Genomic DNA, 13,157 nt, shown 5'->3' on the forward strand with positions numbered 1-13,157 from the left:
GGAACGGCGTTACAGCCAGGCGGGCAAAAAAAAAGCCGGCACACGGGCCGGCATGTTTCGAATTAAATGTGCTATGCATTAATTCTAAATTAGGAAGTAAGACAATATGGAGCGCAACGCCCATCGCTTGACGTTGCATTCACCTGCGGGAGAGAGTTTGCGTCAGCAGCGACAATGGGTTCTTGATGTCGATCAGCTTTTGCGTCCTTAACTGGATTTTCAGCGCAGATAACCGATACGCTACGCATAACGCTAGAGCCAGCGCCGCTTGCGCAGGTACCCCGCTACCCCCACGGCCAGTGCCACCAGCAGCAGACAGAAGATAGAGAAACCGTATCGCCATTCGCCGCCTGGAATACCGCCCAGGTTGACGCCAAACAGGCCGGTCAGGAAGGTGGCTGGCAGAAAAATCATCGCCATCAGTGACATGGTATAGGTACGTCGGTTCATCGACTCCGCCATCGCAGAAGCAACCTCATCAGCCAGAATCGCGGTACGCGCCACCCCCGCATCCAGATCATCCAGCCCGCGTCCCAGCCGATCGGCGATTTCCTGCATCCGGCGCCGTTCGCTGTCATCCATCCAGGCCAGTTTTTCACTGGCCAGCCGCGCATAGACATCCCGCTGCGGTGCCATATACCGCCGCATCACAATCAGCTGTTTACGCAGCAGGCCGAGTTCGCCTCGTGCCGGCATCCGCTGGTCAAGCAGCGCATCTTCCAGCTCAATGATTTTGTCATGTAAATCTTCGATAAACTCGCTGGTGTGATCGGTCAGGGCATCACAGATATCGACCAGCCAGCTGCCGCAGTCAATCGGGCCATTACCATTCTGCAAATCCGTGAGGACTTCATCGACGGCAGAAACTTTACGCCGCCGGGTCGAGACGATGAGCTTATCGTTGATAAATACCCGCATCACCACCAGCTGGTCGCGACGCGCATCGCTGTTGTGGTTGACGCTGCGCAGCACGATCATAAAGCCGTCGCCCAGCCGGCTGACGCGTGGACGCATACTGTCGCCCGCTAAGGCGTCACGCACGGCATCAGGGATCTGTGTCGTCGACTGCAGCCATTCCGCGCTCTTACGGTGGGTATAGTTCAGATGGAGCCAGCAGGGCTGCTCACACTGGATGACTTCATCTTCAGCAATCGGGATCATCCCGCCCTTGCCATCCAGCTGGCAGGAAATTATGGCATCTGAAACCTGTAACGCTTTTCCTTCAATTACGTCCACACCGTCGCCTCACCACTAAAATCAATACGATACAGTCTAGCGTGACGGTGTTGAGTTGCAATCTCCGGGCTGTGTAGAAAGATGTCAGAGGGTGGCCGGTTGACCGGCCACCTGCACTTAGTGCTTTTCAATCCACAGTTCGCGACTGTAGGCGACATCTTCAGGGTTAGTGATGGGATAGCCTTTGACCCAGGGTTTAATCAGGCGGCCATTGGTGTACTGATAGATGGGGGCGATCGGAGCCTGCTCAGCCAGGATCTGCTCAGCACGATTGTAATCGCTGTTACGTACCTGATCGCTGGTCTCCCGGCTGGCTTTGGCGATAACCGCATCATAATCCGCGTTGTTAAAGCGCGCGATGTTGCTGCTGTTGCCCGACGTCAGCAGATTCAGGAAAGTGGAGGGTTCATTGTAGTCACCGACCCACGAGGCGCGGATCACATCGAAGTTTCCGCTGTTACGGCTGTCGATATAGGTTTTCCACTCCTGGTTCTCCAGCGTGACATCCACACCGAGGTTCTTTTTCCACATCGAGGCCACTGCAATCGCAATCTTCTGGTGGCTCTCAGAGGTGTTGTAGAGCAGTTTGAGTTTCAGCGGCTTGCCGGGACCGTAACCGGCAGCAGCGAGCAGCGATTTGGCCTGTGCATTCAGGCTGTTCTGATCGTGCTGTTGCATGAACGTGGGCAGTGGCTTAAAGCCTGCTGTCACATCTGGCGTAAAGTGCCACGCCGGTTTCTCACCGGTTCCCAGCACTTTTTCAGCAATCACTTTCCGGTCGATAGACCAGGAGAGCGCTTTGCGAACCCGCACATCGGCCGTCGGCCCTTTCTGCGTGTTAAACGCGTAGTAATAGGTGCCTAACTGGTCAGGTGTGTAGACCTCTCCGGGCAGGGTTTTCTTCAGTAGTGCATACATGTTTTTCGGGAAGGATTCGGTGATATCAATATCGTTGGATCGATAACGTTTAGTGGCGCTCGACTCTTCATTAATCGGCACGAAAGTCACTTTCGTCAGCACCGAATGGGCATCATCCCAGTAGTGAGGATTACGTGTCAGTACGATTTTTTCGTTCACTACGCGTTCGCTAAGCTGATAGGCCCCGTTGCCCACCAGTTTGCCGGGTGACGTCCAGCTGTCACCCTGTTGCGCAATAATTTTCTGCGGCACCGGGAAAAGCGCCACGTTAGCCACCAGCGCCGGGAACCACGGCACCGGACGATCCAGCGTCACCTTCAGCTGGTTTTTACTCTGTGCGACCACACCCAGCTTGTCGGGCGTCATTTCGCCTTTGGTTATCGCTGCCGCATTTTGAATACCGCTTAAGCCCGCGAACCAGGCAAAGGCTGAACTGTTTTTCGGATCGACCAGGCGCTGCCAGCTGTAGACAAAATCCTGAGCCGTGACCGGATCACCGTTCGACCAGCGCGCGTTATTACGCAGCGTAAAGACCCAGGTTTTGTTATCACTGCTGCTCCAGCTCTGCGCAACACCCGGCACGATTTTGCCCTGCGCATCCTGATTGGTCAGCCCTTCAAACAGATCGCGTATCACCTGAATTTCAGGCAGTCCTACCGCTTTAAGCGGATCGAGCGAAGCGGGTTCATCTTTAATATGGCGAACGATCTGCTGCTGTTCAGCCAGCTGTGCGCCAGCGGGTGGATTCGCCGCGATGGCGGGTGTGATGATGCTGCTCAGGCTGATTGCTGCCAGCGTCATGCGAAAGGTCTTGACCATTATCACTCCTTTACCCCAAAGAAGCGCTGCATCAGTCTGTTGCCGATGCAACTTGTGCAGGGCACTTTAGCGCAAATGGCTGACAGATAAATAGCTATTTTCCGCGCACGGCTTTTCCGCTACTTTTAGTAAAACCCTTTGAGGAAATAACTATGTCGCCACTCCATCCACGTCCCCTGCGCGGCAAACTGGACGTCCCCTATCAGCAGTATGGCCGCTCAGTGCTGGGCGCGCCGCTGCTCTGGTTTCCGGCGCCGCTGGGCGATCCCGAGAGCGGGTTGATTCTGGCGGGCACTCACGGTGATGAGAATGCGGCCATCGCCACCCTCTCCGCCGCATTACGGACGCTGCCTGATGGAATCCGTCGGCACCACGTGGTGTTGGCGGTCAATCCTGATGGCTGTCAGCTCGGACTGCGCGCGAACGCAAACGGCGTCGATCTCAACCGCAACTTTCCGGCGGCGAACTGGCAGTCAGGCGAGACGGTGTATCGCTGGAACAGCGCTGCCGATGAGCGTGATGTGGCGCTCTCGAGCGGAACTCATCCGGCTTCTGAACCGGAAACCCAGGCGCTCTGTGCGCTGATTCATCAGCTGAAACCACGCTGGATCGTCTCATGGCATGAACCGCTGGGCTGTATCGACGACCCGCATCAGGCAGAGATTGGTGGCTGGCTGGCCAGCCACACCGGCCTTCCGCGAGTCAGCAGCGTTGGTTATGACACGCCAGGCTCATTCGGCAGCTGGTGTAAAGATCTCAGCCTGCCCTGCGTCACTGCTGAAATGCCGGTGATTTCAGTGGATGAAGCCACTGAAACCTACCTGGAGATGATGGTTAATCTGCTGCGCTGGCAGCAATGATCAGCTGACCGTTGCGCACTTTAATCGCCGGTTCTGCATCCACCGCCAGCCAGGTCGGCCCGTCGAGATCGGCAAAGCGAGTCTGCGGCACCAGTGGCAGTGCGGCGCGTATAGCCCGCGAGGTGCAGAGCATGCAGCCGAGCATGACCGCAAACCCCTGCTGCTGAGCCGCATCGGCCAGCGCCAGCGCCTCGGTCAGCCCGCCCGCTTTATCCAGCTTGATATTGACCATCTCATAACGGCCTCGCAGCGACGCCAGGCTGTCACGGGTGTGACAGCTCTCATCGGCGCAGATCGGTAATGGATGGATAAAGTTCTCCAGCGCCGCATCCTCACCCGCTGGCAGGGGCTGTTCCAGCATCGCCACATTGATGTCCGCCAGCAGCTGACAGCGCGCCGCCAGACCTTCGGCGTGCCAGGATTCATTGGCATCCACAATCAGGGTCGCGTCCGGCACGGCGGCGCGAATCGCCATCAGCCGTTCGGTAATGAAATTATTATCCAGCTTAATCTTCAGTAGTGTTGCCCCATGCTGCCACAGCGCCAGCGCGCTGCTGGCCATCGCCTCGGGAGTATCAATGCTGACGGTCTGCGCGGTCACCACATCCTCCGGTGCAGTCACGCCACTAAGCTGCCAGAGGCTGCTCTGCTGCTGATGTGCGGCGAGATCCCACAGAGCGCTGTCAATGGCGTTGCGCGCCGCCCCGGCGGGCAGCGCCTGTTGTAACGCCTCGCGCGTCATGCCCTGTTGCAGCGCGGGCAGCAGCGCGGCGATTTGCGCCAGTACCGACGCCTCGCTTTCACCATAGCGCGCATAAGGCGTCGCTTCGCCAACGCCTTTTACTCCGTCTTCCTCAATTTCAACCACCACCACTTTGACTTCAGTCCGGGTTCCACGGGCAATGACAAACGGCGTATGCAACGGCCAGGCTTCGGGATAACTTTTTACCGTTCTCATTTCCACTCCACAATGTGCGACGCAGTGGCAGACCGCCACGTTAAATTCCACAATTGAACTCGTAAACCCTTAACATTTATGTCATAAACAACGGCTATCTTTAGCCGTTTTGTGTCAGATCTTTTTTATCATTAAAAGGAATCACTATGTCTCAGACTGTTCATTTTCAGGGTAATGCCGTACCGGTTGCTGGTCAGTTTCCTCAGGCTGGCGATAAAGCCAAAGCTTTCACGCTGGTAGCGAAAAACCTGGTCAACGTCGCGCTCTCTGAGTATGCAGGAAAACGCAAAATTCTGAACATTTTCCCGAGTGTTGATACCGGTGTCTGTGCTTCATCGGTGCGCAAATTCAATCAGGCCGCGAGCGAACTGAATAACACCGTGGTATTATGCATCTCTGCCGATCTGCCGTTTGCCCAGTCGCGCTTCTGTGGCGCAGAAAACCTGAACAACGTGGTGACGTTGTCGACGCTGCGCGGCTCGGAGTTTAAATATGATTATGGCGTGGAAATTGCCGATGGTGCGCTGGAAGGTCTGACCGCACGTGCCGTAATTGTGCTGGATGAGAACGATAAAGTGATCTACAGCCAGCTGGTTGATGAAATCACTACTGAGCCAGATTATGACGCTGCGCTGACCGCGCTGAAGTAATAAAAAAACGGATAACCGAGTTATCCGCTTCAAACTGCTGGCAAACCCGTATCAGGGTGGTTCTGGCAGCAACGAAGAAGCTCAACGCACAGGGAACCGGGTCAGAAGAGGAAAGCGTCACGCGCCAGGGACAAAAACGCCGGGAGCGTTTTTGAACAACGTAAAGCGTTGGCCCGGTTACGGGCGCACCTCAGGGATGAGGTGCGTAATCGCGCGTGCCGAGCGTGTCAGGGATGACGCCTTTTGCGTCTTTCCGATCTGACCCGGTTCCCTGAGCAGGCTCAGCCTCAAAGCCAGATGGGCCAGACTCTATCGACCATATCCAACGGATAATCAGCTTACCCACTTCTCACCTGCAGTCCTTCACTTATTCGCTTTCGGTGCGCTTCTGCCCCAGACCATACTCCCGCAATTTATTCGCAATCGCCGTATGCGACACACCAAGCCGTTTTGCCAGTTTTCGGGTGCTGGGATAGGAGAGATAGAGTCGCGTCAGAATTGACCGTTCGAAACGGCTGGTGATCTGATCCAGCGTCCCTTCCAGCGCCTCATCACCCAGTGACACATCCAGTGCCTGTTCAGGCAACACGATATCCTGCGGACGCAGTTCGTAACCTTCCAGTTGGGTTAACGCCCGATAAAGCGCATTTTTCAGCTGACGCACGTTACCAGGCCAGGCGTAGCGAGTCAGAAAAGCGTTAAGCTGCGGCGAGAGTCGCGGACGCGCCATCCCCTGCTCATCCGCAAAGCGGGCAACAAACATCTCGGTCAGCGGCAGAATATCCTGCGGACGATCGCGCAGAGGCGGCAGTTGCAGCGTCAGCACATTGAGCCGGTAAAAGAGATCCTCGCGGAACTCCCCGCGCTGCACCAGCTCAATCAGGTTTTTCTGCGTAGCGCAGATTACCCGCACATTGACATGCACTTCATGCTCTTCACCGACGCGGCGGAAGGTGCCATCATTGAGAAAACGCAGCAGCTTGGTCTGCATTCTCGGCGACATCTCACCAATCTCATCCAGCAGCACTGAGCCGCCATTAGCCTGCTCAAAAAAGCCCTTCTTACCTTCCAGCGCATTCGGATAGGCTCCGGCGGCATGACCAAACAGCTCGCTTTCGGCGACGTCGTCGGGCAGAGAGGCACAGTTCAACGCCAGGAAGGGATTCTTGCCGCGGGCACTGCGCAGATGGCAGGCGCGTGCCAGCATATCTTTCCCGGTGCCGGTGTCGCCAACGATCAGTAAGGGCGCATCGAGCATCGCCAGTTTACGCGCCTGATCCACCACCTGACGCATCTTCGGCGTGACAGCAATGATATGGTCAAACTCCGATTCATCGGTGACCACCAGATTCTGCAACTGACGACCCATGCGGGCTGTCGACTTCAGCATCACCATCGCCCCCACTGGCCTGTTGATCTGGCCCTCTTCGCCCGGCAGATAAATAGGACGCGCTTCCATCAGAAAATCGCGGCCCTCAATGACCACATGCTGCGCCTGCGCTTCAACCCGATCGCTCTCCAGCCAGCGCATGAAGTTGAAGCCGTTAATCAGGTTACCGGCGCTGAAGTTGCGCATCTTCTCTTCATCGAGATTAAACAGGTTCTGTGCGGCCGGATTAGCCAGTTCAACCTTGCTTTTCAGATCGATGGAGAAAACCGGATCCGGCATCGCCACCAACAGGGCGCTCAGTGCACGATGCTCGCGTTCAGAGGGCATGTACGCTACCGTGCGCACATCTGTTACGCCCGGTGTACGCCGGATTTCCGCCATCAGATTGCTGAAGGCGTCAAATTCCAGTGCAGAAAAGTTCAGGTAGATGCGGCCCAGCGCCGTGATTTCGATACCGCGTAAATCAATGTTGCGTGCCACCAGCAGATCGAGCAGTTCACGCGTCAGACCGAGTCGGTCCTGACAGAACACTTCCAGACGCATTGCGTTCGCCTTAATCAGGTTCAGATAAGACAATAATACGCTAAGTCGCGCACCTGCAGAAAGGAATCTGTCAGGAAAAGTTGACAGCTCCGGCGCGTATGGCGGACTTTTGTACTGCCCTGCTGGATCAGCCGAGCCCTCACTGATTGTCAGCCTTTGTCAGCACCAGACTGTTGATTGCTGGCGGATTGCTGTATATTTTGCCCAACCGATTAGAAATGATTATAAAATGCTGACTTTCTTCGCAAAATATCTGACTGTGGGTCTGGTAAATACCCTGATTCATTGGGTGACCTTTTTTATTTGCCTCAGTCTGGGGCTGTTCCAGTCGACCGCGAACCTGATTGCTTTTTGCCTGGCCGTCACCTTCTCTTTCTTTGTTAATGCGCGCTGGACATTTAACCAGCAGGCGACAGCGTGGCGATATATTCTTTACGTCGTTTTTATGGGCGCGATGGCATTCAGCGTCGGTTATCTGGCTGATCGATTCGGCCTCTATCCGATTATTACGCTGATCACCTCATCGGCTATCAGTCTGGCGTGTGGCTTTCTTTTTTCCCGCTTTATCGTATTTAAAGGAGAATAATGAAAATCTCTCTGGTGGTACCGGTATTTAATGAAGAGGAGGTCATCCCTCTTTTTTATGACGCGGTCAGAAAATATGAAGCGCTGGCAGCCTGGCAGGTTGAGATTGTTTTTGTTGATGATGGCAGCACAGATGCAACGCATGCGCTGATTACCCAACTGAGTCAGAGCGATCCGCTGGTACTTAGCCTGTCGTTTATTCGTAATTTCGGCAAGGAACCCGCGCTGTTTGCCGGCCTGGAAGCCGCAACCGGCGATGCCGTTATCCCGATTGATGTGGATTTACAGGACCCCATCACTGTTATCCCTGAGATGATCAACAAGTGGCTGGCGGGTGCTGATATTGTTCTTGCCAAGCGGATGGACAGAAGTGCCGATGGCCACCTCAAACGCAAAACCGCCCGCTGGTTTTACAAACTGCATAACAGCATCAGCCATCCGCAGATAGAAGAGAATGTCGGTGATTTCCGGCTGATGTCGCGTGAAGTTGTCGAGAATATTAAGCTGCTGCCCGAGAAGAATCTCTTTATGAAGGGGATTCTGAGTTGGGTCGGCGGAAAGACTGATATCGTAGAATATGTGCGTACTGAGCGGATCGCGGGCCACAGTAAATTCGGCGGCTGGAAGCTGTGGAATCTTGCGCTGGAGGGACTGACCTCATTCTCTACGGTTCCACTTCGCATCTGGTCATATCTGGGTTTTCTGGTGGCCTCGCTAGCTTTTCTATATGGACTCTGGATGATCCTGGATAAGTTGCTGTTTGGTAACCCGGTGCCAGGCTACCCCTCTATTCTGGTTTCCGTGCTGTTTCTTGGTGGCGTTCAGCTTATTGGGATTGGCGTGCTGGGTGAATATATCGGCCGCATTTACATGGAAACCAAAAATCGTCCTCGCTATATTTTGCGAAAATCCGCGCCGAAAAAAATTAACTCCCCTCAGAATACCGACTAAATTGCCCACTCAGGGGCAGAGAAGATGGACAGATTAATAAGGATGACAGATGATCGCCACTGATACCGGCATAACCCGCCGTCAGGTCTTTTTGCTTTTTGTGATAGTTTTCCTGATTGCTTACAGTCCTGCTTATTTAACCCATTACGCCTACACCGATGACTGGACGAACCTCTACTGGGCTAATTTTGACAAGCTGAGTATTCTAAACTGGGACACGTTATCCGGCAGGCCGGTATATGGCATTATTCAGTACAGCGCCTCTTTTCTGGTGGAGAGCGTAGAACGCCTGGCACTGCTGCGTTCTGTCGCAATTGTTCTGCTCATTTTTACCGGATACTACATCTATACCCTGTGTCAGAAATATGCGCTGCTGGAAAATCAGGCTCAGCGGATCACCTTTGCGTTATTGCTTTGTCTGCTGCCCTCATTCCAGGTTTATATTGCATGGGCATCCTGCTTTCCCTATATCGCTGCAATTCTGCTGGCAGGTGCCAGCTACCGCTTCTCGATAAAACCGGGCATCACAGGTCGCATTATAGCGGTCTGCCTGCTGACCATGGCCTTCTGTCTTTATCAACCGGCTGCGATGAGCTTTACCTTCTTTGCCGCACTGGATTTGTGCCTTTCAGAACGGAAAATCGATAAGAAGCGTGCGGTAATCTCTCTGATGGTGCTGGGCGCAGGAATGTTCGCAGCGCTCATTGCCTCGAAGGTACTGCCCGTACAGATTTATGGCCATTCGCTGCCGCGTTCCGCATTCAGCTACGACGTCCCGGTTAAACTGAAATGGTTTTTCAGCGAATACCTTAAGAACGTTATCTGTAACTTTGACCTCGGCGCAAAAACAGTATCGGTGATCATCTCATCGATCATTATTGGCTTTGGACTGAAGAAAATTAAAGCAGCGGGCAATGACAAATTTTATCTGATGTTTATCTTATTGCTGATTGCCGCGCTGCCTAATCTGATTGTCAGTGAAAGTATGGCGGCCTACCGGACCCTGATTGCCGGTGCGCTGATCACCACCAGCGCGTTTATCCTGGGCCTGTTTGAAATCAGCAAAAAGTTAAAATGGAAAAAAACCTATTATGCACTGCTGGTGATAGCTGCCGCCTCGCTGTCGATAAGTCACCTGATTAATGGCTACTCGGTACCCGCCCGCAAAGAATTTGCCCTGCTTGAGCAGGCAATCACTCAGCAGGTACCTAAAGATTTTCAGGGTGCGCTCTATTATCGGCTGACCGGGGAGTATCTGCCCAAGGTTGCGACGCTACGGAAATATGACGACTTCGGCGGACTGGGGTTAAGCATGTCATGGACATTCGGCGGGATGGCGCATTTTATCAGGGAGAAAAATGGAATGGCCTACACGCTGCCAGCGGATCCGGTGATCACTGATGAGTCGGGCTGTCCGGGTGAGTGTCTGGTCATCGACTCCCGACAGGTGCTGCGCCAGCCACACTAAAGAATAAAGGCGGCAATGCCGCCTTTAATTTGTCACGAGAGCGTCAGGCTGACTTATTGCCGCCCTTCTGCAACGCCTCTTTCAACTGGCCCAGCAGCTCACGACGGAAATCGCCGAGCCGTGGTTTATCCTGCTCCAGCCACGGCAGTGGACGGCACAGCTCCATCGCTTTGATGCCCAGTCTTGCAGTCAGCAAACCCGCGCCAATGCCCTGCGCGGCGCGCGTGGAAAGACGGGCGGCAATATCCTGCGACATCCAGTCCATACCCACTTCCCGCACCAGTTCGGAAGCCCCGGCAAAGGCCATGTTGAGCAGCACCAGACGGAACAGCCGGATGCGGCTGAAGTAACCCAGCTCAATGCCGTAAATAGCCGCGATGCGATTGACCAGCCGCAGATTACGCCAGGCGATAAACGCCATATCCACCAGCGCCAGCGGGCTGACCGCAATCATCAGCGTGGCTTCAGCAGCATGACGGCTGATTTCGCGCCGCGCCTGCCGATCCAGCACCGGCTGCACCAGTTGCGCATATAAACGGACAATTTCACTGTCATTGTGGGTTTCGTGCAGCGAAGCATGCCAGCGCTGCAGGGCCGGATGCGCCTGATCCAGCTCTGCCTGCTGCGCCAGTTTTTCGCAGAAGGCCCGGCCTTTGCCGATGCCATGACTGTGCAGCAGCTCACGGCCCACATCCCGCTCCTCGGCGCGCTGACGCAGCTGATAGAGACGGCGCCACTCGGTGGTCAGCGCACCCACACCCGCCAGGACGATCAGACCACCCGCCACGCCACTGCCCAGTGAAAACCAGTCGCGGGCCAGCCAGGCGTCATGTGTCCACTGGACACCCTGCGCAATCACGCTGACGCCAAACAGCAGCACGCCAGCGGTCACCAGTTTGCGCCACAGGCTGCGCTTAGGTTTCAGCGCAGCCTCCACCGCCCGTTCACCTGCGCCCTCCTCTTCGACAGCGACTTCTTCATCCTGAACCGCCAGAAACGCCGCCTGCGCTTCCGCTTCAAAAGTCTGCGCCGGGCGCAGCGGCGTGGTGCTGCTCTCATCCAGCGGACGGGCAAAATCGATACGCGGCTTCAGCGGATCACTCATCGCAATTTATCTCCCAATAAAAATTCCAGCGCGGCATCCATGCGGATATGTGGCAGCGGGCGATCGACGTCAAGCTGCTGCGGCCGGAACTGTTCAAACTGAAAACCCTGCTGCTGCCAGAAGGCATTACCAGGCAGACGCGGCGGGACTTCACCCGGATAGACGGTGAGCGGCTCACCATCATCCAGCCGGTTTCCGCGCAGGGCCGGGATCTTCTCGCCCCGGTGATCGACCAGCCCGCTCTGCGTCGCCTGCACCGACGCCAGCCCGATGCAATCCATGCTAATCCCCTCAAACGCCGCGTTCTGCCAGGCATCCTGCACCAGCTGCTGCAACAGTGACACCATATTGCCGTGCTGATCGCTGGTGATGTGATCGGCCTTGGTGGCGGCAAACAGCAATTTGTCGATTACCGGTGAAAAGAGCCGACGAAACAGGGTTCGCTGACCGTAATGAAAACTCTGCATCAGCTGCGTCAGTGCCAGCCGCATGTCGTTAAACGCCTGGGGTCCGCTGTTAAGCGGTTGCAGGCAGTCAACCAGCACAATCTGGCGGTCAAAGCGCAGGAAATGGTTTTTATAGAAACCTTTCACCACATGCTGACAGTAGTAGTTAAACCGCTGCTGCAGCATGCTGAAGTTACTGCCCTTGTCCGCCTGTGCCAGCTTAGTGAGTTGCGCTTCATCAGCCGTCGGCCAGGGGAAGAACTGCAGTGCGGGGGCGCCTGCCATATCGCCAGGCAGCACGAAGCGACCGGGCTGAATAAAGTGTAAGCCTTCAGATTTACAGCGATGCAGATAGTCGGTCCAGGCAGCGGCAATCTCTGCCAGCTGGGTTTCATCGGCGGGTGCAAGCGGGTCGAGTTTTTCGCAGAGGGTTCGCCAGGGCTTTGCCCACTCAGCGCGATCGCCCTGCAGCAGACCGTTCATCTGCCGGGACCAGGCGAGATAATCCTGCGCCAGCATCGGCAGATCCAGCAGCCATTCGCCTGGATAGTCGACAATCTCCAGATAGAGTGTCGCGGTCTCTTTCAGGTGACGCAGCAGCGAATCATTGGGGCGGTAACGCAGCGCCAGTCGCATTTCGCTGACGCCGCGTGTGGGGGTGGGCCAGGCAGGCGGCGTGCTGTAGAGCTGTGCCAGCCCTTCGTCATAGGTGAAACGGGCCGTGCCCATGTCACGCTGGGGCACCCGCTTTACGCCTAACAGGCGCTCATCCCGCACCACGGAAAACAGCGGCAAACGCGCGCCGCTGTGAACGGTTAAAAGCTGATTAACCAGTGAGGTGATGAAGGCGGTTTTGCCGCTACGGCTTAATCCGGTTACCGCCAGCCGCAGGTGGCGATCAACGCCACGGTTCATCAACGCCATCAATTCAGTTTGCAGTCTTTTCATCTTTCTCCCTGATGAAGCGCGATGCCAGCCGGTTCATCACGCGTTTCAGCAATGGCTCAAGCGCCACAGCCAGCAGCAGACGTAACGGGCGTCGCGCTACCGATTTCACTGCCCAGCCAGTGACACCGGCGGGACCGTAGGTAACAGCATTAATAATGATGAATTTAGCGGCCGACTTCAATGCAGGTGCCGCGCGGTGACGAAAAGCAGTGGATCGCGAAAAAGACATCAACACCTCCATTGAGTGAGCGAACGGGCCTGAGACAGGCCCGGCAATAAC

The 13,157-nt window shown here is 55.4% G+C and carries 12 protein-coding genes; 5 read left to right on the forward strand and 7 right to left on the reverse strand.

Annotated elements, in window-relative coordinates:
- Positions 1-252 precede the first annotated feature (252 nt).
- Both zntB and HFD87_RS05685 read right to left on the reverse strand, forming a co-directional pair.
- On the reverse strand, positions 253-1,236 hold the full coding sequence (gene zntB, locus HFD87_RS05680; RefSeq protein ID WP_033771851.1) for a zinc transporter ZntB: 984 nt from the start codon (positions 1,234-1,236) through the stop codon (positions 253-255).
- Between the two features lie 117 nt (positions 1,237-1,353).
- Positions 1,354-2,973 (reverse strand): ABC transporter substrate-binding protein, encoded by a 1,620-nt coding sequence (locus tag HFD87_RS05685; RefSeq protein WP_010670219.1) that lies wholly within the window; start codon positions 2,971-2,973, stop codon positions 1,354-1,356.
- Between the two features lie 152 nt (positions 2,974-3,125).
- Between HFD87_RS05685 and mpaA the strand changes: the two genes are divergently transcribed.
- Positions 3,126-3,833 (forward strand): murein tripeptide amidase MpaA, encoded by a 708-nt coding sequence (mpaA, locus tag HFD87_RS05690; protein ID WP_167423066.1) that lies wholly within the window; start codon positions 3,126-3,128, stop codon positions 3,831-3,833.
- On the opposite strand, the gene ycjG is transcribed toward mpaA, so the two are convergent.
- A complete protein-coding gene (gene ycjG / locus HFD87_RS05695; protein ID WP_167423067.1) occupies positions 3,808-4,791 on the reverse strand; it encodes an L-Ala-D/L-Glu epimerase in 984 nt (327 codons plus the stop codon). The two genes, mpaA and ycjG, sit on opposite strands and share 26 nt — an antisense overlap.
- A gap of 146 nt (positions 4,792-4,937) precedes the next feature.
- On the opposite strand from ycjG, the gene tpx reads away from it, so the two are divergent.
- Positions 4,938-5,441, forward strand: coding sequence for a thiol peroxidase (tpx, locus tag HFD87_RS05700; RefSeq protein WP_010244619.1), 504 nt, complete (start codon positions 4,938-4,940; stop codon positions 5,439-5,441).
- 367 nt (positions 5,442-5,808) lie between these two features.
- Here tpx and tyrR read toward each other — a convergent pair whose 3' ends face one another.
- Positions 5,809-7,374 carry a transcriptional regulator TyrR gene (gene tyrR, locus HFD87_RS05705; protein WP_010244616.1) on the reverse strand — a complete coding sequence of 522 codons (1,566 nt, stop codon included), beginning with the start codon at positions 7,372-7,374 and terminating at the stop codon, positions 5,809-5,811.
- Positions 7,375-7,603: 229 nt separating this feature from the next.
- Between tyrR and HFD87_RS05710 the strand changes: the two genes are divergently transcribed.
- The 3 genes from HFD87_RS05710 to HFD87_RS05720 are packed head-to-tail and all read left to right on the forward strand — an operon-like array spanning position 7,604 to position 10,378.
- Complete coding sequence (locus HFD87_RS05710; RefSeq protein WP_033769136.1) at positions 7,604-7,960, forward strand: GtrA family protein; 357 nt, start codon at positions 7,604-7,606, stop codon at positions 7,958-7,960.
- Positions 7,960-8,910, forward strand: a complete 951-nt coding sequence (locus HFD87_RS05715; RefSeq protein WP_010244610.1) for a glycosyltransferase family 2 protein — start codon at positions 7,960-7,962, stop codon at positions 8,908-8,910. The genes HFD87_RS05710 and HFD87_RS05715 overlap by 1 nt, the downstream gene beginning before the upstream one ends.
- A 49-nt stretch (positions 8,911-8,959) precedes the next feature.
- On the forward strand, positions 8,960-10,378 hold the full coding sequence (locus HFD87_RS05720) for a hypothetical protein (protein WP_167423068.1): 1,419 nt from the start codon (positions 8,960-8,962) through the stop codon (positions 10,376-10,378).
- A gap of 43 nt (positions 10,379-10,421) precedes the next feature.
- Here HFD87_RS05720 and HFD87_RS05725 read toward each other — a convergent pair whose 3' ends face one another.
- From HFD87_RS05725 to pspD, 3 genes are read right to left on the reverse strand one after another with little or no spacing between them, the layout of a single operon-like run.
- Complete coding sequence (locus HFD87_RS05725) at positions 10,422-11,483, reverse strand: YcjF family protein (RefSeq protein WP_031591541.1); 1,062 nt, start codon at positions 11,481-11,483, stop codon at positions 10,422-10,424.
- A complete protein-coding gene (locus HFD87_RS05730) occupies positions 11,480-12,877 on the reverse strand; it encodes a YcjX family protein (RefSeq protein WP_010244602.1) in 1,398 nt (465 codons plus the stop codon). The genes HFD87_RS05725 and HFD87_RS05730 overlap by 4 nt, the downstream gene beginning before the upstream one ends.
- On the reverse strand, positions 12,858-13,106 hold the full coding sequence (gene pspD / locus HFD87_RS05735) for a phage shock protein PspD (protein ID WP_010244599.1): 249 nt from the start codon (positions 13,104-13,106) through the stop codon (positions 12,858-12,860). The genes HFD87_RS05730 and pspD overlap by 20 nt, the downstream gene beginning before the upstream one ends.
- Positions 13,107-13,157: the final 51 nt, after the last annotated feature.

Origin of the sequence: Pantoea sp. EKM21T (genome assembly GCF_011800405.1) — a bacterium.
In the GTDB taxonomy this organism is placed as follows: domain Bacteria; phylum Pseudomonadota; class Gammaproteobacteria; order Enterobacterales; family Enterobacteriaceae; genus Pantoea; species Pantoea agglomerans.